The sequence below is a fragment of the Brucella sp. IR068 genome, assembly GCF_049065885.1.
GTDB classification, from domain to species: Bacteria; Pseudomonadota; Alphaproteobacteria; order Rhizobiales; family Rhizobiaceae; genus Brucella; species Brucella intermedia.
In genome coordinates this window covers 246,397-267,514 of sequence record NZ_JBAKHE010000002.1, presented here as the reverse complement: position 1 = coordinate 267,514, position 21,118 = coordinate 246,397, and the positions used below count along the sequence as shown (strand labels likewise).

Here is a 21,118-nt window from a genome sequence, read left to right as displayed (position 1 = left end):
CCGGTTCGATAGCAGTCATGACTATTCCAAGAACCTCTGACCCTACTCACTAGCGGATAAACCCCATGTCCCTGCCTGTAGCATCAAACCGTTTCGCGGCCACGCCGGAGCCGCCCTACCTGATTGTCACCTTTGCTTCGCAGCGTGTCAGCGGCGAGGACGATGGCTATGGCGACATGGCAGTTCAGATGGGTGAACTTGCGGCGAAACAGCCCGGCTATCTCGGTATTGAAAGCGCGCGCGACGCGGAAGGCTTTGGTATCACCAATTCTTTCTGGGCCGACGAAGAAAGCATCCGCGCGTGGAAGCGCGACGTGGACCATCTGGTTGCGCAGAGACTCGGGCGCCAGAAATGGTATGAAGCCTATCGCGTGCGTATCGGACGCGTGGAGCGCGCCTATGGATTTGATGCCAAGAGCGAATGAAAACGCTATAGAAGCCAGACCATCATCCCGGACGACAGACATGCCTGCAAAGACCATCGACCACGCGATCACTGCCCGCAGCCTGACCAGCGCAGCCACGGACCCGACCCATGCGGGCGTGCTATCGTTCATGCGGCGGATATACACGAAGTCGCTCAAGGGAGCCGAAGCGGTTGTCTGGGGCATTCCCTTCGATGCCGCCGTTTCCAACCGGCCCGGCGCACGCTTCGGTCCACAGGCGATCCGCCGGGCCTCGGCCATCTTCGACAATGACCCGCAATATCCGTTCGAGCGTGACCTCTTCGAGAATCTCGCTGTCATCGACTATGGCGACTGCCTGCTGGATTACGGCAATCACTACAAGACCCCCGCCACTATCGAGCGCGAAGCGGCAAAAATTCTGAAATCCGATGCGTTCCTGCTGACACTTGGCGGCGATCATTTCATCACATGGCCACTTCTCAAGGCCCATGCAGCAAAATATGGCCCGCTGGCGCTGGTGCAGTTCGATGCCCATCAGGACACATGGTTCGACGATGGCAAGCGGATCGACCACGGTTCATTCGTGGCCCGTGCGGTGCGCGATGGCATCATCGATCCCGACCACTCGATTCAGATCGGCATCCGCACCCACGCGCCGGAAGATTGTGGCATCAAGATCATCTATGGCCACGAGGTGGAGGACATGTCGGCGGCGGCGATCGCCGATGAAATCCTGAAGCGCACCAATGGCACCAAGGCCTATCTCACCTTCGACATCGACTGCCTTGATCCGGCCTTCGCGCCGGGAACCGGTACGCCGGTCGCTGGTGGCCCGTCATCGGCAAAGATTTTGTCCGTCCTGCGCAAGCTCGCAGCTCTTGACTTCGTGGGCGCTGATGTGGTCGAGGTTGCACCAGCCTATGATCATGCCGATATAACAGCCATCGCGGGAGCGACGATTGCAATGTACTATCTGGGCCTTCTGGCCGAACGGAAAGAACGACGATGAGGCGCTTGTTCACAAAGTGATTCAAACAGCTCAAACGCTGATTCCACGTAATGTCGTAACTTTCTGAATTCAAAGGCAAAACGCATGAAACCGAAAATCTTCATCGATGGCGAACACGGCACCACCGGCCTGCAGATCCGCGCCCGTCTGGCCGAGCGCGACGATCTGGAAGTGATCTCGATCCCGGAAGCCGAGCGGCGCAACAAGGATTTGCGCGCCGACTATCTGCGCGCTGCCGATATTGCGATCCTTTGCCTGCCGGACGATGCCTCCAAGGAAGCGGTTTCCCTGCTCGAAGGTCACAACTCGACCCGCATCATCGATACGTCGACCGCTTATCGCGTGCACCCCGACTGGGCCTATGGTTTTGCCGAGCTGGCGAAAGGCCAGCGCGAACGCATCAGCGAGGCGCGCCTCGTCGCCAATCCGGGTTGCTACCCGACCGGCGCGATTGCGCTTGTTCGCCCGCTTCGCGATGCGGGCCTGCTGCCTGCCGACTACCCGGTGAGCGTCAATGCTGTTTCCGGCTATACCGGCGGCGGCAAGCAGCTGATCGCCCAGATGGAAGACAAGGACCATCTGGACTATCTGGCGGCAAACAATTTCCTTTACGGCCTGCCGCTCAAGCATAAGCACGTGCCGGAACTGCAAATGCATGGCCGTCTGGAACGCCGCCCGATCTTTTCACCCAGCGTGGGACGCTTCCCGCAAGGCATGATCGTACAGGTTCCCCTGTTCCTGAGCGAACTTGAAGGATCACCGTCGCTTGCAAAGATTCATGCTGCGCTGACCGATCATTATGCCGGTCAGGATATTGTCGAAGTCGTGCCGCTTGAGGAAAGCGCGAAGCTTCCGCGTGTCGATGCGGAAGAGCTTGCGGGCAAGGATGGCATGAAGCTTTTCGTCTTCGGCACCGAAGGCGACGGAGAAGTCAATCTCGTGGCGCTGCTCGACAATCTGGGCAAAGGCGCGTCGGGTGCCGCCGTCCAGAACATGAACCTCATGCTCGGCAAGGCATGATGCCGAAGCAGCCGGTGTTTCCTGTCGAATGGAATATCGGCTCGTTCGAGCCACTGGCGGATAAGCATTCAAGCCTCGTCTGGAAGGTCGAACGCATCGATCATCCGGGCGAGGTTTTTGTCGTCAAGCAATTGAAGCCGGCCGGAATGGAAGAATTGCGCGGAGCCCATTATCTTGCCTGGCAGAATGGGCATGGTGCGGCGCGATTATACGCCCTGGATGGTGCGTCGATGCTGCTCGAATATGCGGGCGACTACCACCTCGATGAACACCTGAAGCGCGGTAACGACGCCGAATGCCTGCTCATCTTCGGCGAGGTGCTGAGCGCGCTGCATACGCCCTCTCCCGCCCCGATACCGGTTGACTTGCAACCGCTCGACAAACACTTTTCCGGTCTTTTCGCGGTGGCGGATGAAAGCCCGCTCTATGCAGAAGGCACGGCGGTCGCCAGGCGCTTGCTGGCCACGCCACACGAAACTATCCCGCTGCATGGCGACATCCACCATGAAAACATCATCAAGGGACCCCGCGGCTGGCTCGCCATCGATCCGCACGGGGTGGCTGGGGACGCCGCCTTCGATGCGGCCAACATCTTCTACAATCCGCTCGATCGCGACGATCTCTGTCTGGATCTCGAACGTGCGCGGGGCATGGCCGAACATTTCGCGCCGATCATCGGGCGAGATGCGGCCTATATTCTGGATTATGCCTTCGCCTATGGCTGTCTCTCAGCCGCGTGGCATCGTGAAGACGGTAACGACGCGGATGAAGCGCGGGAACTGAAGATCGCCTCCGCGCTCAGGCAATTGCGTCGGACCAGCTACCCCTCGTAAGCGCCCTTGGTTGCGCGCCAGTGCGCAACCGCGAACGCCAGAACGATCAGCGCGAAGAACTGATGCGTCAGGCCCAGGTGCAGCGGAACGCTCATCAGAAGCGTTGCAATACCGATAACAGCCTGCACAAGTATCAGACCGAGGAGAACAATGGTGCGGCGCGCATGGGTGCTGCCCGGAGCCTGATTCCAAACCTGCAGCGAATGCAGCACAGCCAGAACAAGAACCGTATAGGCAAACACGCGGTGCACGAACTGGACCGTTTTCGGGTTCTCGAACAGGTTGCGCCACCATGGCGACTGGATGAACAGATCCGACGGCACCACAGCACCATCCATCAGCGGCCATGTGTTATAGGTCAGACCGGCATGCAGCCCGGCCACGAGCCCACCCAGGTAAATCTGCACAAGCACGGCGAACACGATCCAACCCGCAAAGCGCTGGACCGACCGTTCCGCCGGTCGTTCGCTATAGGTGACAAGGCCCCGCGCAATGTAGAATACCGCCGTTATGATGACGCAGGCCGTCGTCAGATGGATCGCCAGGCGATACTGGCTGACGCTCGTCAGCTCGCTCAGGCCGGAGGCCACCATCCACCAGCCGATAGCGCCCTGCAGGCCGCCGAGCGCCAGCAGACCCAGCATGCGGTATTTGAGGCCACCCCGGAGGCGTCCCGTCACCCAGAAGAAGGCCAGCGGAACGGCGACCAGAAACCCGACAAAACGCGCAAGCAGGCGATGCGCCCATTCCCACCAGAAAATGTACTGGAATTCCTCCAGCGACATGCCCTTGTTGATCTGCTGATACTGGGGAATCTGGCGATACTTGTCGAACTCTTCCACCCATTCGGCATGGTTCAGCGGCGGAATGACGCCGTGAATGGGCTTCCATTCGGTTATGGAAAGGCCAGAACCCGTCATGCGTGTGGCACCGCCGACCATGACGATGGCAATCAGCACGACGAAAACTGCATAAAGCCAATAACGCACGAGGCGACGGTCGCGGTCCTCTTTCGATGACCTGCCCTGTCCTACACGCTGCGCCGTTGCTGCCGTCATGCCATTCACCCTTCGATAACAAGAGAAGGATACATGCCGCATAGGTGAAGCCGTTACAAGTTGGTGTCACGCGACATGCCGCCGCGTTTTTACCCTTTCACTGTCACCGTTCACCGGTTAGTGAAGAAACGGGAAAAGGAGAACTGCGCCATGCCCGTTCGGCTGAAGAAACTGATCGGCACTTTTTTGCTGGTTGCACTGGTTATCATCTACGCGGTATTCGCGACCATTATCGCCGTGGCGCATCTGGCCCAGTCAAGCGCGTGGGTGCATCTCCTTTATTTCTTCGTGACCGGCATTCTGTGGGTTCTGCCAGCCATGGGCATCATCTGGTGGATGGCGCAGCCACCACGCAAGAAACAACATTAATCCCCTCCGAGGAAGCTGCAGACAATGGCGGGTGAAGTCGCAGCGCACGTTCTGACGGATTTCAGCGAGATCGCGCGGCTCTGGAAAGATGCCGAGGCCGTTCACGGCGCGCCCCAATCGCTCGAATGGATCGATAACTGGCGCGCCATCGTCAATGCCGACAGTTTTGTCGTCGGGCTTTTTCACGGAACCACGCCGATCCTGCTCGTGCCGCTGGAAGCTGTCAGCCACAGGGGTGTAAAAATTGCGCGCTATCCCGGCGGAAGCCACGCCAATTGCAATTTTCCCTGGCTCAGCAAGGAATTTGATGGCGTTGCCGGTCGCGAGGCAGTCAATCAGCTACTCGGCATCATCCGCAAGGTGCGACCGGACATCGATGCACTGTCGCTGACACGCCAGTTTTCTGAAATGCAGGGTGCAGTCAACCCACTGCTTGCTCTCGGAAAAGCGCCCAATCCAAATCCGGTTCTCGCCGTCTCTCTTAATGGCGGCTTCGATGCCGTGCTTGATCGCGCCAATCGCAAGCGAAAGCTGAAAAAGCATCGCCAGCACGACCGCCGCTATGAGGAAAGCGGAGGCTGGAGAATTGACGCACCCCGAAGCCCTGCGGAGTCAGAAAAGGTTCTCGATCTCTTTTTCGCGATGAAGGCGCAGCGTTTTCGGCAAATGGGTATCAGCGACCCATTCTCCGACGAGAATGTGCGCAATTTCTTCAAAGTCTTTTTCTGCGCGGGCCTGACGAAAGATCATCAGTTGAACGAATTGCGCTTTCTTGAGGTGGGCGGGACCATACGTTCGATCATCGGAAAGGTGTTCGGCGTTGCAGGACCGACCGTTGAGTTCGGCGCAATCGCACAAGATGAACTGATGACGGCAAGTCCGGGTGAATTCCTCTTCTTCGAGGATATCAGCCGTAGTTGCGGTGAAGGCCATTCGGTCTACAGTTTCGGCATTGGCGACGAGCCCTACAAGCGCGAATGGTGCGACATCGATCTTGCGATCTATGACACGCTGGTGCCGCTATCAGCCAAGGGCAGGTTTTTCACGGCGCTGCAATCAGCCCGCAACGCGGTCGCCGGAAGCCTCAAGCGCAATCCGCGTCTCTGGGGCATGGCCAAGGCGCTGCGCAGCAGGTTCGCGAAAAGGTAGAGCGTGCTGGCGATCCGATTCAGGAACCCGTTGCAAGACATTGTTCCAGAATCAGATTCCGGCAATCAGGCCGGTTCGTCCATCAAAATGACGACGTCTTCATAACCACCTTGGTCGAGGTCGAGCGCGGCGAGCGCGACGCCCTTATCGTCCGGATCGACAATGCTCATCACCACCGAAGCAGGTCCATCGGCAATGCGCCCGATCTGTTCCGAAGACGACGGACCGCACTCTACGACGACAAAATCATAGACCGTTTCCAGCGCGTCGAGAATGAGCGGCAGGCGATCGGCGGAGCGCATGGCGATTTCGGGATCCGCCTCCCCCAGCGGCACAACGTGAGCCTGTGAGAACCGGTCGCTGTGGATGACCTCGTTGAAACGCCGCTCGCCGGACAAAAGCTCGGTAATGCCGGGCAGATGCGTACCATCCAGCATGGCCAGACCTACGGTTCCCTGAGCAGTCATATCCACGAGAATCGCCCGCTTGCCGCGATCCGCGAATTCACGCAACAGACGCACCGTCCCCGCCGATGCCTTGTCACCTTCGGGAGAAACGACCACGATGCGCTTCTCCTTACCGCTGGCAAGCAGATCGGCGACAGCTTCCACACCATTGGGATTATGCTGGCGCGTTTCGCGCTGGCTGGTCTTGTCCCGCCTGATCATGGGAAACTCCTCCACGGTTTTCCGTGCATCCGAAACCGGTGGCCTCACCGCAAACGGCATATTCCATGAACGGCGCGGTGCCACAATTGTTTCATTCGAAACTGCATCGCCGCCTTCGGCTCTCGATGGCGGCACAGCAGCAGCTTCGGCGGCAGCGGCAATAACCGGCATCTCGATTTCCTCCACTGCGGCAGCCCTCTGGCCACCGGTCGTCACGAAGGCCCGACCGCTGAACAATTCACGCAGCAGAACGAAAATAGACAGCAGCAGCAGGCCCGCCACGAAAGTCGAACCGACGATCGGCAATATCATCGGATAATAGGGAACCGCCGGGGTTTCCGCCGAAGAAAAGACGCGGGCATCGACCGGCACATAGTTGCGGTCGGTACGGGACGCGGCTTCGCGATAGCGCGTCAGATAGGTTTCAAGAAGCTGGCGCTGTGCCGCCGCTTCGCGCTCCAATGCGCGCAACTCGACTTCCTGATCGCCAGCCTGTGCCGCCTGTGCCTTCACCCGGTTCAGTTCGCGATTGAGTTCGTCCTCGCGAAGCTTTGCTGCGGAGACTTCATTGTCGAGGCTGGCAACGAGCTTGCGGCCTTCGTTCCTGATCTGCTGGTCGAGATCGGCGAGCTGCGAACGCAGCGCCTTGATACGCGGATGGCCATCGAGAAGTGTCGTCGAAAGATCGGCAATCTGGGCATTGAGCTGGATGCGCCTTTCGGCAAGACGCTGCATCATTCCGGAAGCCAACACATCCGGCAGCGTGTCGATGGGCGCACCGGAGGCGAGCGCCTTGCGAATGCTTTCCGCCTTGGCTTCCGCAGAAGCGCGGTTGGTGCGAACCCGGGTGAGTTCGGTCGAGACTTCAGAAAGCTGCTGTGTCGCGATGGTGCTGTTGCTCTGCCCGGTCAGAAGCCCGCGCGAAGCACGGTAATCCGCAACCTTCCTTTCCGCGTCGCGGACACGGTTGCGCAGGTCGTCAATTTCAGGGGCAAGCCAACCGGTCGCATCGTCGTTCGATTCAAGCTTCGCGGCCTGTTGAAACAGGATGTACTGATCGGCCAGCGCGTTGGCGACATTCTTTGCCGTTTCCGGGTTCGCCGACGTATATTGCACCACGATGACGCGCGAAGCAGTAACGGCAAAAACCTGCATGTTCTTGCGCAGTTTCTGCAAGACGCGCTCTTCCGGGGTCAGGCGCTCCGGATCGGTCCGCATGCCAAGCATGATGAGAACGCGGGTCCAGGGCTTCACTTCCGTTGTCGTGAAGGCTTCATTGCTGGTCAACTTGAGCTCCTCGGAAACTTTCTTGAGAAGATCGCCGGAGGAGAACACCTCGACCTGGCTCTTCACCCCTTCGGCATCGAAAAGCGGACGCTCGGCAGAAGTCTCGCCGTTGGGGCGGGTATAGATGGATTCACGGGCCTCGATCATGAGGCGTGCTTCGGCGCGGTAATCCGGTGTCAGGAGAAGGCAAATGGCCCAGGCAAGCGCCGCCATGAGAAGCGCGCCGCCCACAATGAACAGCCAGTGACGGCGCAGGCTGGAGAACAGCGCACCGATATCAATATCTGCGTCCCTTGATAACGGATCGACTTCTGCCATTCCCCATTCTCCATGGACTTCGCGAGTGCGCTTGCGCGCGTGATCGCTCTCGCCCGCGTGGGATGAAACACCCCCGAATCTGGGCGGAAGGTAAAGGAACAAGGTAACCAGAGGGTTAAGCAGGGTAAGTTCGCCACCGTGACGAAGCATAAAGATTTTGCACCGGACCCTGTCTTCTTTACCAGCCATTAACCCTAATCAATCGATAACGCTTGCAACCGATATTCGTAATCGCGCTGTCAGTACCGCGTCGATTGCGTGCGTTGAGAAATATTGCTTTTCGGAAGAACCGAGGCGGAAAATGACGGCGAAGACAATTCAGAACAAGCGCAAAGGCCACACTCTGCTCGTGGCACTCGGCCTTGCCGCCATGACGCTTTCTGCCTGCTCCAGCTATCGCCCCGCCCCGCCCGCTTTCCACGAGGCGCTGAACCAGCCCTATATGCTGGATGCCGGCGACCGTGTGCGTATCACGGTTTTCGAGCAGCCGAGCCTTACCAATACCTATAGCGTCGATCAGGCTGGCTATATCGCTTTCCCACTCGTGGGCAGCGTTCCGGCACGCGGCAAGACATCCAAGCAACTGGAGGGCGTCATCGCATCCAAGCTGCGTGGCGGTTATCTGCGCGACCCTGACGTCAGCGCTGAAATCGACCGCTATCGTCCGATTTTCGTGATGGGCGAAGTGGGTGCTGCCGGCCAGTATTCCTATGTTCCGGGTATGACCGCGCAAAAAGCGATCGCCGCAGCGGGCGGTTTCAGCCCGCGCGCCAATCAGGAGAATGTCGATATCACGCGCCAGTTCAACGGCAAGGTCCTGACGGGCCGCGTGCTGATTTCCGATCCCATCCTGCCGGGCGACACGATCTATGTGCGCGAACGTCTATTCTGATGGCGATTGATGGCTGATGATACCAATGCCTCCCCGCTGCGCATCCTCCACTGCTTCCGCGAACCGACCGGCGGGCTCTTCCGCCACGTCCGCGATCTGGTGGGCCTGCAGGCGGAAAAAGGCCACGCGGTCGGCATTGTCTGCGACGCAACGACCGGCGGTCCGCGCGAAGACGCGCTTATGGAGGAATTGCGGCCAAAGCTCGCGCTCGGCCTTCACCGCATTGCCATGCAGCGCCGTGTCGGACTGGGCGATGCAGCGGCAGCCTACAAAACATATCGCATCATCAAGAAATTGCAGCCGGACATATTGCACGGACATGGCGCCAAGGGCGGCGTCTATGCGCGTTTGTTCGGCTCAGTCTTACGGGTATTAAGGTCTCGCGTAGCCCGTATCTATTCACCGCATGGCGGAAGCCTGCATTTTGACAGAAAGACGCGCCGCGGCGGCGCCGTCTTTCTGATCGAGAGGTTGCTGGCCCCTCTGACCGATGCGGTGATGTTCGTCTCGAACTTCGAAAAGCGTATTTACGAAGAAAAGGTAGGGAGGCCCTATGGCCTTCATGCCGTCATCTATAACGGCCTGGCCGAAGATGAATTCATACCCATCGCCGACGCAGCCGGTGCCAGCGATTTTCTGTTCGTGGGCACGATGCGCGAACTGAAGGGACCGGACGTCATGATCCGCGCCCTTGCCCGCCTGCGCGACCGGAACCAGCGCGCCCTCACCGCGACCATGGTGGGAGACGGCGCGGAAAAGCCCGGCTTCATCGCCCTTGCCGAAGAACTAGGCCTTTCCGGGCAAATCCGCTTTCTGCCCGGCATGGCTGCGCGCGAGGCCTTTGCCCTGGGGCGTATAATGGTGGTTCCGTCACGCGCCGAAGCGTTTCCCTATATCGTTCTGGAGGCGCTCGCTGCCGGAAAGTCCGTCATCGCCAGCAATGTTGGCGGCATTCCCGAAGTGTTTGGGCCTCGCTCCCCCGCACTGGTGGAGCCGGAGGAGGAGGCGCTTGCGCATAAGATGCTGGGCGTTGCGGATGATCCCGCAGCGTTTCGCTCCGCGATGCCGGACGCGGCGCGGCTGCATGAGCGTTTCAGCCTGCAAACCATGGCCCACTCGATCGAGACGATCTATTACGAGGCACATCCCGACCGGACAGTGCCGGAAGATTGAGGGATACCCCTCACCCAACCATCGCGGCGAAGGGTTCGGAGGCGGACACAGCTCTGTCCACCTGTGACCGAAATCCGCCCCGCGCCGCAAAATAGATGTAGTGGAAGGCGTCGGCGCGCCCGCCGATCAACGATATATCCTCGCGTTGCCATTGCCAGGGCAGCATGTCCAACTTGTCTTCAAACGGGTCGGATATGGTTGCGGACCAGAACGCGGCGATGCCGTTCGGCTTCAGTGCCCGTTTCACCACCCTGAGCCCATCGTCCTCATAGATGGCTCCGTTGGCAGCGCGGACGGTGAAATCCGGTCCATTATCCGTGTCCATCAGTATGGCATCGTACCGGTCCTGCTCAGCGCGAAGGACATCCATCACGTCGGCAATCCGGACATCGACCCGCGGATCGTTCAGCGGATGATCGGCAAGATGGCCGATATGGGTCCGGTTCCAATCCACGATCTCTGGAACAAGCTCGCACACCGTCACCCTGGCACCGGGTCCAAGCAAGTCAAGCGCGGCCCGAAGCGTGAAGCCCATGCCGAGCCCCCCGATCAGCATATGCGACACCGCCCGCCCGTGCAGGCGAAGCGACCTCTCTGCCAATACTGTCTCGGACTGGAAGTTGACGTTCGACATCAATTCCAGGCCGTTATAACGGATTTCATAGATGTGATCGCGTTTTCGCAACAGAATTTCATCGCCGGCATGATTGCCCGCTCTCGCCAGTTCGGCCCAGATAGTCATGATCAACCCTAGCGCGCCTTGCCGAATGCCGCTAACGGCTCGGACAAAACCGCATCAAAACAAACAGTTAATACGACCTCAAAAGGTCGCAGCGTGAATTGCTCTCATCAGGATTTTGGGTCGCTGTGCGGTCAGGCGCGCAGCAACCCCATGACATCGTCCGATCTGGTGCCGATCAGGAGTGGGAAGAGAGCCTGCCTGTTGACGGCAATATGTGCCGAACAGTTCGACGGCAAAATGCCGCTTGCTGCTTTATCTTCCAACGGTTCCATATCACCGTCCTAGGCAATATAATCCGACAAGGCAAGCCTTGCGGCTGCTCGCGTTGCGACAACTGGCGCATACCAGCAGCGGCTGCCAATGCTGTAACAGTGCGGGCAGAAATCTTTTTATTTTAGCCGTTGCTAACAGTAACGGCTTTCAGTCATGTATTTAATCGAGTGTTTACCTAAGCCATAAGCTTGTCCGGCAACGTTTATATTCTGCTTAGGACTTTGGGGCTAATCACTACGCGTCATTTTATGATCAGGGGCAATGTTGTGCGAGATAATGATGCGCTTTCTCCTTTTGGCCGAAAAGCCTTGGAAGCCAGCGGCAAGCAGGATGCCGGGACACACGGTCCCGTGAAACTCGGCCCCCTTGCGCGCCAGATGGCAGAGCAGTATCAGCGCGAAACATTTTCGCCGCTGATGCTGAGCGGCGTCATGCGCATGGTGGAATTCGGGCTTGTCTTCCTGTCCGGCATTGCGAGCTTTCTGCTTTATGTCGGTCTCGGTACGCATCTCATCTTCTATTACCCACTCACAATCATCGCGGGGGGCGCACTTTTTGTCCTGATGATGGAGATCAACGACGGCTATCAGATCAACGTGCTGCGCAGTCCAGGCCGTTATCTGCGGCGGCTGTTCATCAGCTGGGCTGCCGTACTGGGAACGCTGGCCATCGCCGGCTTCCTGATGAAGTCCTCCTCCGATTTCTCGCGCGGCTGGTTCCTTTACTGGGCGCTCAGCGCCTGTGTTCTGCTCGTGCTCTCGCGTCTCTTCATCGCCTGGAAAATCAAGCGCTGGGCACGAAACGGCACGATGGAACGCCGTGCCGTCATCGTTGGCGGGGGGCCCAATGCAGAACTGCTCATCCGATCGCTGGAACAGCAGCCCGACAACGACATCCGCATTTGCGGAATTTTCGATGATCGCGATGACAAGCGCTCGCCGCCCATCGTCGCGGGTTATCCCAAACTCGGCAATATCAATGAATTGATCGAGTTCGCCCGCATTGCCCGTATCGACATGCTGATCGTGTCGCTCCCGATCAGCGCCGAAGCCCGCGTGCTGGCCCTGCTGAAAAAGCTCTGGGTTCTGCCGGTCGATATTCGCCTTTCGGCCCTCAACAATCACCTGCGTTTCCGCCCGCGTGCCTATTCCTATGTGGGCGCGGTGCCAATGCTCGATATTTTCGACAAGCCGATCAACGATTGGGACTCAGTCGCCAAACGCGTCTTCGATGTCGTGTTCAGCATTCTGGGCATCGTTCTGCTGTCGCCCATCATGATCGGCACGGCGATTGCCATCAAGCTGGACAGCAAGGGTCCTGTGATCTTCAAGCAGAAGCGGCACGGCTTCAACAATGAAATCATCAATGTCTGGAAGTTCCGGTCGATGTACACCGAGATGTGCGACCCCTCTGCGAAGCAGGCCGTTACCAAAAACGATCCTCGCGTCACGCGTGTCGGGCGCTTCATTCGCAAGGCTTCCATAGACGAGCTGCCGCAGTTCTTCAATGTTCTGGCAGGCTCCCTGTCACTCGTAGGTCCCCGCCCGCATGCGGTCGCCGCCCATTCGCATAATGTACTCTATAACGAAGTGGTCGACGGCTATTTCGCACGGCACCGCGTGAAGCCCGGCGTCACCGGATGGGCACAGATAAACGGCTGGCGCGGCGAAATCGACAATGAAAACAAGATCCGTATGCGGACGGAATTCGATCTTTATTACATCGAAAACTGGTCGCTCTGGCTTGATCTGAAGATTCTGTTCCTGACGCCGATACGGCTCCTTAACACGGAAAACGCCTATTGACCGGCATTGCGCAAAGGCTTGACGGAAATCCGCGTCCAGCTTTGACGCTGCCGGCGGATGCGGCGCGCAAACGCGCGCTCAACCGCCTCATCGCCAACAGCGCAATCGGCCTCGGCGTCTTTCTGCTTGGCTTCGTGATGAGCGAGCCTGCGCCGTATGAACTCTACATGGTTGGCCTTATCGCGCTGGCATTGCTGTTCGGCCTGCGGTTGACGCGAACCAGCCTGGTGTTGCTGGCGATCCTCGCGGTGTTCAATTTCGGCGGTATGATCTCGGTCATGCAGATGGCTGACGTCAAGAAAGCCCCGCTCTATATTGCCGTTTCGCTGTTTCTGGCTTTTACGTCGGTATTCTTCGCGGCGGTGATCGAAGCTGACTACCGGCGCTTGCGAACCATCTTCAACGCCTATCTTCTCGTCGGCATGCTGTCGTCCCTCCTCGGCATTGCCGGTTATTTCGGCCTCTTCCCGGGAGCGGAAAACTTCACGCGTTACGGACGTGCGCAGGGCGCTTTTCAGGACCCCAATGTCTATGGGCCCTTCCTGATATTGCCGCTGACCTGGACGCTTTATCGCATCATGCGCTGGAGCCTGCGCGATGTGGCGGTCTATCTGCCGCTCTGCTGCCTGCTCACGCTTGGCGTACTGGTGTCCTTTTCGCGCGCGGCATGGGCGATGGTTCCCCTCTCCTTCGTCGTATTGTTTGGGGTGCTGTTTCTACAGAGCAACAGCAATCGCTTCCGCCTTCGCCTGATCGCAATCGGTCTCCTTGCCGTTGTGGCGATCATTCTCGCGATCCTGATTATCCTGCAGATCCCCGGCGTCGGCGAGTTCTTTCGCGAGCGCGCACGCCTTGAACAAAGCTACGACAGCGCAAGGCTTGGACGTTTCGCGCGACATTGGCTTGGAATGGTTCTGGCCACGCAGCATCCTCTGGGTATCGGGCCGCTGGAATTCGGGCCGATGTTCGGCGAAGACACCCACAATATCTGGCTCAAGGCCGTGCTCGACTATGGCTGGGTCGGCTTCATGGCTTTTCTGACACTGACATTTCTGACACTCGCGATCGGCTTCAAGCTGCTGTTTCGCAATCGCCCCTGGCAGCCGTTTCTATTGGTGGCCTATGCAACCTATCTCGGGCATGTCCTGATCGGCAATGTCATCGATACCGATCACTGGCGTCATTTTTATCTGCTTTTCGGAATAATCTGGGGTTGTGCGGGGCTGGAATACAAGTATCAGCCTTCACTCAAATTCAAAGAAGGCTCAGGAGAGCAGAACCTTGCAATTCGCGATATACGCCGCCGCAGCCCTCTTTGAAATTGCCGGATGCTTCGCCTTCTGGGCATGGTTGAAACTCGACAAGTCACCGCTCTGGCTGGCGCCCGGCATGGTGTGCCTCGCATTGTTCGCCTATCTGCTGACACTGATTGAAAGCAATGTCGCCGGTCGCGCCTACGCGGCTTATGGCGGCATCTATATCATCGCGTCGATCCTTTGGATCTGGTTCGCCGAGGGCGCCCGCCCCGATCGCTGGGATGTGGTCGGCGCATGCACGGCCTTCGCCGGTACATGCATCATCCTGTTCGCGCCGCGCTCCTGATTTCGTAGCCCCAACCTAGCCTGCTGCGCCTATAAGCGAGATGGCTCGAACTCGCCGCCGCCTATCAGCTTCGAAAGACGCGATGGACGCGGTTCCACTTCGATTACCCAGACCGCATATTGGCCCGGCATGTTACACCAGACATTCGCCCGGCGACGACCGTCAATCAGGATGTCCGTGTCCTGCGTGCGGACCACAACGAGACACCCGTCGACATAACGGGGCGCTTCCTCTGTCCGCACTTGCTTTTGTGCTGATCGGGCATCGCTGACTTTCTGCATCTGATCGAGAAGCTCACCAATACGGCGGTTCGACCATTTCTCACGGACGACATTTCCCCGAAACACGTCGACCCGCCGAAGGCCGTAAAGCCGGGTCCACTCGCGCGCCAATCTCTGGATCGCCAGCACCCCGTCGCGATGAAAGAAGAACAATGGCAATATATTCTCCCAGACCGGCTCGCGATTGACCGCCAGATGCGCCCGCCAGAAATCAAGCGTGTTGAAAAGGTGACTGATTCTCATCCGACGATACCCTCCTTCCCCCAATTTATTAGGAGAGGCATAGCTGCTATCGAAGGTGACAGATTGTCACAATTTCTTCACAATTCCGACACAATGCGCCCCTGCCGGATTGGAGCAACGTTTGCGATTTCGCGCATGACGCAAAGTCCGTGTGCAATTTAACAGTTTCGAGAAATTATCCCTTGCGCACCAAGTCGTTATATTCTACGGCTTTCCCCGGCTCGGAGCGTAGCGCAGCCCGGTAGCGCACTTGACTGGGGGTCAAGGGGTCGTGGGTTCGAATCCCGCCGCTCCGACCATTTTTCCCCTTAAAATTTAATGCCTTGCAATTCCTTTCAATCGGGACTGCAATGGCATTGAAGGGAACGAAACGGAATCCAGATCCCGTAAAGAGCGCCAGAAGTCCGGAACAATACCGAAAAATCCCGTACTGTTTCCCGACTTACTCCCCGCTGTTTCAAAAGAAAAATCCACTACCAGTAATTAGCCCGGCAAGGGGAATGTGGGGAGCCAATCCCCGAACACGGAAATTCGTCCAGAACGAGTGAAGAGGAGTTTGACTACACTATAAAATTGCGGTTACTTGCAGCGCGTTGGGGAACTATTGGGAGGGGGCCAATGATCGCCAGGCGTGACAATAATCGTCGCAATTGGACGTATAGCGAATTTGCGTCAGAAAGATTTGGCGCGTGGGTCGGTTATAAACTTGACCCGATCAAGAAATCCGAAGGCAAGACCATTTATATTGCTGGAGCTGTTCGCTCCAATGGCAAGGTTATGGCTAATACCCAAATCGGCCTTGGTCACACGCCGGAATTCGCCATTGAGGAGTTTCTTAGAAATAACGGAATGCCGATATCCGAAACAGCGCAGAAGAATCTCTGCCAGGCTATTGTAAATTAAGACAAAGATTCGGAACGATAGAAAACCAAGGGGAAAACTTGTGAGTGCCCCCGTGTTCCAGTCAAGCGGGAGGCCAATAGCACGCCTTGCAACGATTGCATTTTTGATTTCGGATGCCTAACAAAATGAAGTGATTGAAATGATTGCGCATCCCTGAGGCGGTCCCGGGTGGAACTCCGTGGGTTCGTATCCCGCCGCTTCAACCCCTTCCTCCCCCAAACCTATATTTTCGTACGATCTTTCCTTTGCACATAAAGTGCAAATCGGATTACCTCTGCCATGGTTGGCATGGAGGAGAGCATGAGGAACGTTCTGATCACTGGTGGAAGTCGCGGCATCGGTCGCGCTGCTATCCTGCGCAGTGCGGCGCAGGGTTGGTCCGTGGCCTTGAATTATGCCGGGAACGAACGGGCTGCGCACCAAACAGCGGCCGAGGCAGCGAGGCTTGGTGCGAAAGCGCTGGCCGTCCAGGGCGACATATCCAGCGAAGAGGACGTGATCGCCATGTTCGACAAGGCCGAAGCGGAGCTTGGTCCGCTGAAAGGCGTGGTCCTGAACGCCGGCATCGTGGCCCAGACGATGCCGCTTGCGGACATGAGCGCCGAGCGCCTGAAAACCATGTTCGACGTGAATGTTTACGGCACCTATCTATGCGCCCGCGAGGCAGCGCGACGCTTGCAGCCCGACAGCGCCATCGTCATCGTTTCGTCCATGGCGTCACGTCTTGGATCGCCCTTTGAATACGTGGATTATGCCGGAGCGAAAGGCGCGCTCGATACGCTGACCATCGGCCTGTCGAAGGAACTGGCGCCAAAGGGCATCCGGGTCAATGCGGTGCGACCGGGCCTGATCGATACCGATATTCATGCAAGCGGAGGTAATCCGGACCGCGCGGCGCGACTAGGCGCCGGTACGCCGGTGGGGCGAGCCGGAAAGGCGGAGGAGGTCGCCGAAGCCATTTTCTGGCTGTTGAACGACGCTCCCGCTTATGTCACCGGCACATTCATCGACGTTGCCGGCGGACGCTAGAGCGCTTCCGACTAAAACGGAATCGCCGGAAGCGCTCCAAGTATTTGTTTGCCGCATTTTCCAACGCAAAACCGCTTCGCACTTTTGCTGGAAATGCTCTGGACGAGCGGTCATCGCTCGAAACTATTTCTCACGCAGCTGATAGGTTTCCGCGACGTAGCGATAGCCCTCACCTTCCCGCTTGAGATAGGCCAAGGCGGGAAACGGCATATGATAGCCGATGAAGGGCAGCCTGTCCGTCGCGATCATGTCGAACATGCGCTTGCGGGTCTGGACGGCGGCTTCCTTGTCGATATCGAAGGAAACGTGCCATTCGGGCCGCTGCAAGGTGATGACGAAATGGTTTGCCGTGTCCGAGATGAGCATGAGTGATTTGCCGCCCGTTTCGATCCGGAAAGCGAGGTGACCCGGCGTGTGGCCGTAGGCCGCCACGGAATGAATGCCGGATACGACCTCGCTGTCCTCGCTCAGAAACGTCATCTTGTCGGCCAGAGGCTTGACGTTTTTTGCCACCATTTCGGCAACTGTCTTCGCGGGACTGTCGAGCCGCGCGGGGTCTGTCCAGAAATCGAACTCCTTCTGTCCGGCCGCGTATCGGGCATTGGCGAAGGCTGGCTTGCCGTCTTCCATCAACCCACCGATATGATCGGGGTGGAAATGGCTCAGCACAACCAGCGAGACATCATCCGTCTTGTAACCAGAGGCTTCCAGCGCGCTGGCCAGCCTGCCCAGCCCCGCCTCGCGAGCGCCAGCCCCCATGCCTGTGTCGAACAGCACAAGCTCCTTGCCCGTATTGACGAGCACCGGTGTGAAACTGTTGACGAAACGGTCAGCGGGCAGAAGGTTTTCCTCGAGAAGTGCGGCGACCGCCTTCGGGTCCTGCCCCACCGCATAAGTCTTTTCGGGCGCCTCGCCTGCCCTGCGCCCATCGGAAAGCGTGGTGATTTCGAAATCACCGAACTGGAAACGATGGAAGCCCGGATTTTCTACCTGTGAAGGATTTTGCACTTTGGAACCGCCTGTTTCGGCTGCTGCCCTGGCAAGCTCCAGCGGCGACAAGGCCAGTCCGGCCCCGGCAGCAGATGCTGTAACAATGAAATTACGTCTTGAGATGGTCATGGATCGATCTCCCGGCATAATCTGTGGTTAAGAACGGTAGAATACGCGAAAAAGCTCCCTGATACATGGGATGCGTGATCAAGTTTCTGTTGGGCTTTCCAGAAGCGTCAATTCTCTTGCCTCTCCCGGCAAGAATCACTATTTAAAATGCCGCGTGGGACGACCTGCGCCAGTGTTCGCATCGGGGACGGCCCCATAGGAGGAAGTCCTATGGCAGGACCGATCGAACAATTTGCAATCAAGCCCATCGTTAAACTTGGCGAAATCGGCGGACAGCCGGTTGCTTTCACCAATTCCGCGCTTTTCATGGTGCTGACAGCGCTGGGCGCGGCTGCATTCATGTTCCTCTCGTCCAAAAGGGGCAGCGTGGTCCCGGGACGCTGGCAGTCCTCCGCCGAGATTCTCTACGAATTCGTGTCGAAGACATTGCGCGAGAATGCCGGTGAGAAAGGCATGACCTTCTTCCCCCTCGTCTTCTCGCTGTTTCTGTTCATCCTGTTCGCCAATCTGATCGGCATGTTTCCCTACGCATTCACGGTGACCAGCCATATCATCGTGACCTTCGCGCTGGCCATGCTCGTCTTTCTGACAGTGACGATCTACGGGCTTGTGCGTCACGGTTTCAGGTTCTTCCGGCTGTTCATGCCTGAGGGCGTACCGGTCGTGCTCGCACCTATCATCGTGCCGATAGAGATCATGTCCTATATCTCGCGCCCGGTCAGTCATTCAGTCCGTCTCTTCGCCGTCATGCTGGCGGGGCACATCACGCTGAAGGTCTTTGCCGGCTTCGTCATCGGGCTCGGCAGTCTTGGAACACTCGGTATATTGACCGCCGTACTGCCGCTTGCCATGACCGTCGCGCTGACGGCGCTCGAATTGCTGATGGCGATCATTCAGGCTTATGTCTTCACCATGCTGACCTGTATGTATCTCAACGATGCACTGCATCCGTCGCACTGATCAAGGACTTCGCGGGAGGGACGGCCTTCCTGCCCTCATCAACGAACGGGACGGCCCGTTCAGAACCCTCATCAGGGAGCATTAAAATGGCATGGATTTATCTGGCCGTGGCCGGGATTCTCGAAGTTGTCTGGGCCTTCTTCATGAAAAAATCGGAAGGGTTTTCCCTTCTCACACCGAGCATCATCACCATCGTGACCATGATCGGCAGCTTCGCTCTGTTGTCGATAGCCATGCGCAGCCTGCCGCTCGGCACGGCTTATGCAATATGGACAGGTATCGGCGCGGTGGGCGCTTTCGTGGTGGGGATCGTCATCCTCGGCGAAGCGGCCACCTTCTTCCGCGTCGCAAGCGTGACGCTGATCCTCGCCGGTATCATCGGATTGAAACTCTCATCCAGTTGATATAGTTCGCCTACAAAAGAAAAGGGAGGCAAAAGCCTCCCTTTTTCATGGGTTAGAGTCGATCAGCGAACCTGATCGAGAAGACGCTTGCATTCGAGCAGGTCGAATAATGCCTCCTGCAACAGCGAGCGATTATCCTTCGACGGACGCCGTCCATCGGCGCCGATGGGACCATCTTCCTCGCCCTTCAGGAGACCGAAAAGCTTGCGGGCCGGTTGCGGCGCCTTGATGCCGCTTGGCAAGGCCATTTCATTATCCGCCGCCTCTTCGGCAGCACGCTTGTCGGCGGCGGCCTGCTTCTGGCGCGTGATCGCCTCTACGGCCTGCACGTCGCCATTGCCAAGCGCGATGATGAACTGCGCATTGTTTTCACGGAGCAGACGCTGCACACCCTTGATGGTGTAGCCCTGATCATAGAGCAGATGGCGAATGCCCTTCAGCAATTCCACGTCGAGCGGGCGATAATATCGGCGGCCACCGCCACGCTTCATTGGCTTGATCTGGGTAAAGCGTGTTTCCCAGAAACGCAGCACATGCTGCGGAAGATCAAGGTCCTCCGCTACTTCGCTGATCGTCCTGAATGCATCAGGGCTCTTGTCCATTCCACTTGCCCTTTCCAGAGGTTCGGGTTTCGCCGTCGCGGCGCAACCTCGCCGATCCAGATAGCTCAACTCGCCAACGCGAACGCGCTTGCTACACAAAAGGCGTTTCAGCATCGGATTTTAAAGGACGGGAGTTAACAATCTCCAGCATGCAAAAAGGCACGGCTCAACGTCATTCAAAACCGGACGGCGCTCAACGCAAACTCGTTCTGAAAAACCTGCCGTTTTTCAGAGTGCAATATTAGCAAAGCGATTCGCCCTGCAAAATCCATTATATAATATCAGAGCTTTATAAGCATCCCTTCACGCAGAACGGAAGGCAGCGCGGCTGGCACCGGCGCACAGTTAGAGCGGTTCCTATTCTAACAGAATCGCCGGAACCGCTCTGACTACTTGTTTTATCGCATGATCCAACGCATCGAAGCGGGTTAAGAAATCAGTCCAGTGAACTGATTTCACCGCGTAGACGTTTCACACTTTTGCTGGAAATGCGCTAGCCATGCAATGGCAACCTGCATCAGACAAAAGCCAGTCCTTACGCTTGGCCCGGGGTCAGGCGCAGAAGGAAACCATGTCAGTTTGAGATGACGGCGCAAAAACAAAAATGCCGCCCGTTGGGCAGCATTTCAGGAATTATTTCTGGCTTTTGGCTTCGCGCTTCTGATGTTCCTGCAGGATACGCTGCTTGAGAACGTTGGAAGCTTTGAAAGTCATCACACGGCGGGGAAGAATTGGAACTTCCTCGCCTGTTTTCGGATTACGGCCAATGCGCTCGTTCTTGTCACGAACCTGAAATGTCGCGAAGGACGACAATTTCACCGTTTCGCCGTTGACGATAGCGTCACAGACTTCGTCGAGGATCATCTCGACAAGAGCCGCCGACTCCGTTCTGGAAAGGCCTACCTTCCGGTAAACAGCCTCTGCCAGATCAGCTCGCGTGACCGTTTTACCTCCCATGACCGAACCTGCCTG

General features: G+C 57.7%; 23 protein-coding genes and 1 tRNA gene. 16 read left to right on the top strand and 8 right to left on the bottom strand.

The genetic code is table 11. The features are described 5' to 3' along the window. Positions 1-65: 65 nt before the first annotated feature. The 4 genes from ACOWVS_RS04225 to ACOWVS_RS04210 all read left to right on the top strand — a co-directional run bounded on the left by ACOWVS_RS04225 (position 66) and on the right by ACOWVS_RS04210 (position 3,269). Positions 66-425, top strand: a complete 360-nt coding sequence (locus ACOWVS_RS04225; RefSeq protein ID WP_006466517.1) for an antibiotic biosynthesis monooxygenase family protein — start codon at positions 66-68, stop codon at positions 423-425. A 40-nt stretch (positions 426-465) separates the two neighbouring features. Continuing rightward, positions 466-1,416, top strand: a complete 951-nt coding sequence (speB, locus tag ACOWVS_RS04220; protein WP_006466516.1) for an agmatinase — start codon at positions 466-468, stop codon at positions 1,414-1,416. Positions 1,417-1,500: 84 nt separating this feature from the next. Beyond that, on the top strand, positions 1,501-2,436 hold the full coding sequence (argC, locus tag ACOWVS_RS04215; RefSeq protein ID WP_025091387.1) for an N-acetyl-gamma-glutamyl-phosphate reductase: 936 nt from the start codon (positions 1,501-1,503) through the stop codon (positions 2,434-2,436). Further along, complete coding sequence (locus ACOWVS_RS04210) at positions 2,436-3,269, top strand: aminoglycoside phosphotransferase family protein (RefSeq protein ID WP_039852513.1); 834 nt, start codon at positions 2,436-2,438, stop codon at positions 3,267-3,269. The genes argC and ACOWVS_RS04210 overlap by 1 nt, the downstream gene beginning before the upstream one ends. On the opposite strand, the gene ACOWVS_RS04205 is transcribed toward ACOWVS_RS04210, so the two are convergent. After that, the gene (locus ACOWVS_RS04205; RefSeq protein WP_025091385.1) at positions 3,257-4,327 is read right to left on the bottom strand and encodes a COX15/CtaA family protein; all 1,071 of its coding nucleotides are present in this window, start codon (positions 4,325-4,327) and stop codon (positions 3,257-3,259) included. The genes ACOWVS_RS04210 and ACOWVS_RS04205 overlap by 13 nt on opposite strands. A 150-nt stretch (positions 4,328-4,477) precedes the next feature. Between ACOWVS_RS04205 and ACOWVS_RS04200 the strand changes: the two genes are divergently transcribed. After that, positions 4,478-4,696, top strand: coding sequence for a DUF2842 domain-containing protein (locus tag ACOWVS_RS04200; protein ID WP_021587765.1), 219 nt, complete (start codon positions 4,478-4,480; stop codon positions 4,694-4,696). Positions 4,697-4,720: 24 nt separating this feature from the next. Beyond that, positions 4,721-5,845, top strand: a complete 1,125-nt coding sequence (locus tag ACOWVS_RS04195) for a GNAT family N-acetyltransferase (RefSeq protein WP_006466511.1) — start codon at positions 4,721-4,723, stop codon at positions 5,843-5,845. Positions 5,846-5,910: 65 nt separating this feature from the next. Here the strand turns inward: ACOWVS_RS04195 and ACOWVS_RS04190 are convergent, their stop codons facing one another. After that, on the bottom strand, positions 5,911-8,118 hold the full coding sequence (locus ACOWVS_RS04190; RefSeq protein ID WP_075041643.1) for a GumC family protein: 2,208 nt from the start codon (positions 8,116-8,118) through the stop codon (positions 5,911-5,913). Positions 8,119-8,419: 301 nt separating this feature from the next. Between ACOWVS_RS04190 and ACOWVS_RS04185 the strand changes: the two genes are divergently transcribed. Together ACOWVS_RS04185 and ACOWVS_RS04180 are read left to right on the top strand one after the other, a co-directional pair. Continuing rightward, on the top strand, positions 8,420-9,010 hold the full coding sequence (locus ACOWVS_RS04185; protein ID WP_006472803.1) for a polysaccharide biosynthesis/export family protein: 591 nt from the start codon (positions 8,420-8,422) through the stop codon (positions 9,008-9,010). Between the two features lie 9 nt (positions 9,011-9,019). Next, complete coding sequence (locus tag ACOWVS_RS04180; RefSeq protein ID WP_075041642.1) at positions 9,020-10,183, top strand: glycosyltransferase family 4 protein; 1,164 nt, start codon at positions 9,020-9,022, stop codon at positions 10,181-10,183. Between the two features lie 10 nt (positions 10,184-10,193). On the opposite strand, the gene ACOWVS_RS04175 is transcribed toward ACOWVS_RS04180, so the two are convergent. Continuing rightward, positions 10,194-10,925, bottom strand: coding sequence for a spermidine synthase (locus ACOWVS_RS04175; protein ID WP_036565759.1), 732 nt, complete (start codon positions 10,923-10,925; stop codon positions 10,194-10,196). A gap of 131 nt (positions 10,926-11,056) precedes the next feature. Further along, entirely contained in the window at positions 11,057-11,197 is a 141-nt protein-coding gene (locus ACOWVS_RS04170) for a hypothetical protein (RefSeq protein WP_021587771.1), read from the bottom strand. Between the two features lie 249 nt (positions 11,198-11,446). Between ACOWVS_RS04170 and ACOWVS_RS04165 the strand changes: the two genes are divergently transcribed. From ACOWVS_RS04165 to ACOWVS_RS04155, 3 genes are read left to right on the top strand one after another with little or no spacing between them, the layout of a single operon-like run. After that, positions 11,447-13,003 (top strand): undecaprenyl-phosphate glucose phosphotransferase, encoded by a 1,557-nt coding sequence (locus ACOWVS_RS04165; RefSeq protein ID WP_210270149.1) that lies wholly within the window; start codon positions 11,447-11,449, stop codon positions 13,001-13,003. After that, complete coding sequence (locus tag ACOWVS_RS04160; protein ID WP_006472799.1) at positions 13,000-14,322, top strand: O-antigen ligase family protein; 1,323 nt, start codon at positions 13,000-13,002, stop codon at positions 14,320-14,322. Before ACOWVS_RS04165 ends, ACOWVS_RS04160 begins: the two co-directional genes overlap by 4 nt. Next, entirely contained in the window at positions 14,285-14,605 is a 321-nt protein-coding gene (locus ACOWVS_RS04155; protein ID WP_006466505.1) for a YnfA family protein, read from the top strand. The genes ACOWVS_RS04160 and ACOWVS_RS04155 overlap by 38 nt, the downstream gene beginning before the upstream one ends. Before the next feature lie 29 nt (positions 14,606-14,634). Here ACOWVS_RS04155 and ACOWVS_RS04150 read toward each other — a convergent pair whose 3' ends face one another. Beyond that, positions 14,635-15,129, bottom strand: a complete 495-nt coding sequence (locus ACOWVS_RS04150; RefSeq protein WP_006472798.1) for a hypothetical protein — start codon at positions 15,127-15,129, stop codon at positions 14,635-14,637. Between the two features lie 222 nt (positions 15,130-15,351). Here ACOWVS_RS04150 and ACOWVS_RS04145 point away from each other — a divergent pair. From ACOWVS_RS04145 to ACOWVS_RS04135, 3 genes are all read left to right on the top strand, one after another. Continuing rightward, a tRNA-Pro gene (locus tag ACOWVS_RS04145) sits at positions 15,352-15,428 on the top strand. 319 nt (positions 15,429-15,747) lie between these two features. Further along, on the top strand, positions 15,748-16,032 hold the full coding sequence (locus ACOWVS_RS04140; RefSeq protein WP_006472797.1) for a hypothetical protein: 285 nt from the start codon (positions 15,748-15,750) through the stop codon (positions 16,030-16,032). Between the two features lie 300 nt (positions 16,033-16,332). Further along, on the top strand, positions 16,333-17,061 hold the full coding sequence (locus ACOWVS_RS04135) for an SDR family oxidoreductase (RefSeq protein WP_006472796.1): 729 nt from the start codon (positions 16,333-16,335) through the stop codon (positions 17,059-17,061). Between the two features lie 123 nt (positions 17,062-17,184). Here ACOWVS_RS04135 and ACOWVS_RS04130 read toward each other — a convergent pair whose 3' ends face one another. Beyond that, complete coding sequence (locus tag ACOWVS_RS04130; protein WP_006472795.1) at positions 17,185-18,180, bottom strand: MBL fold metallo-hydrolase; 996 nt, start codon at positions 18,178-18,180, stop codon at positions 17,185-17,187. Between the two features lie 210 nt (positions 18,181-18,390). On the opposite strand from ACOWVS_RS04130, the gene ACOWVS_RS04125 reads away from it, so the two are divergent. Both ACOWVS_RS04125 and sugE read left to right on the top strand, forming a co-directional pair. Continuing rightward, positions 18,391-19,140, top strand: coding sequence for a F0F1 ATP synthase subunit A (locus ACOWVS_RS04125; protein ID WP_006472794.1), 750 nt, complete (start codon positions 18,391-18,393; stop codon positions 19,138-19,140). A gap of 86 nt (positions 19,141-19,226) precedes the next feature. Beyond that, positions 19,227-19,544, top strand: a complete 318-nt coding sequence (sugE, locus tag ACOWVS_RS04120; protein ID WP_006472793.1) for a quaternary ammonium compound efflux SMR transporter SugE — start codon at positions 19,227-19,229, stop codon at positions 19,542-19,544. 62 nt (positions 19,545-19,606) lie between these two features. Here the strand turns inward: sugE and ACOWVS_RS04115 are convergent, their stop codons facing one another. Then, positions 19,607-20,146, bottom strand: coding sequence for a MerR family transcriptional regulator (locus ACOWVS_RS04115; protein WP_006472792.1), 540 nt, complete (start codon positions 20,144-20,146; stop codon positions 19,607-19,609). Positions 20,147-20,779: 633 nt separating this feature from the next. Continuing rightward, positions 20,780-21,103 carry an integration host factor subunit alpha gene (locus ACOWVS_RS04110; protein WP_006472791.1) on the bottom strand — a complete coding sequence of 108 codons (324 nt, stop codon included), beginning with the start codon at positions 21,101-21,103 and terminating at the stop codon, positions 20,780-20,782. Between the last annotated feature and the right edge of the window lie 15 nt (positions 21,104-21,118).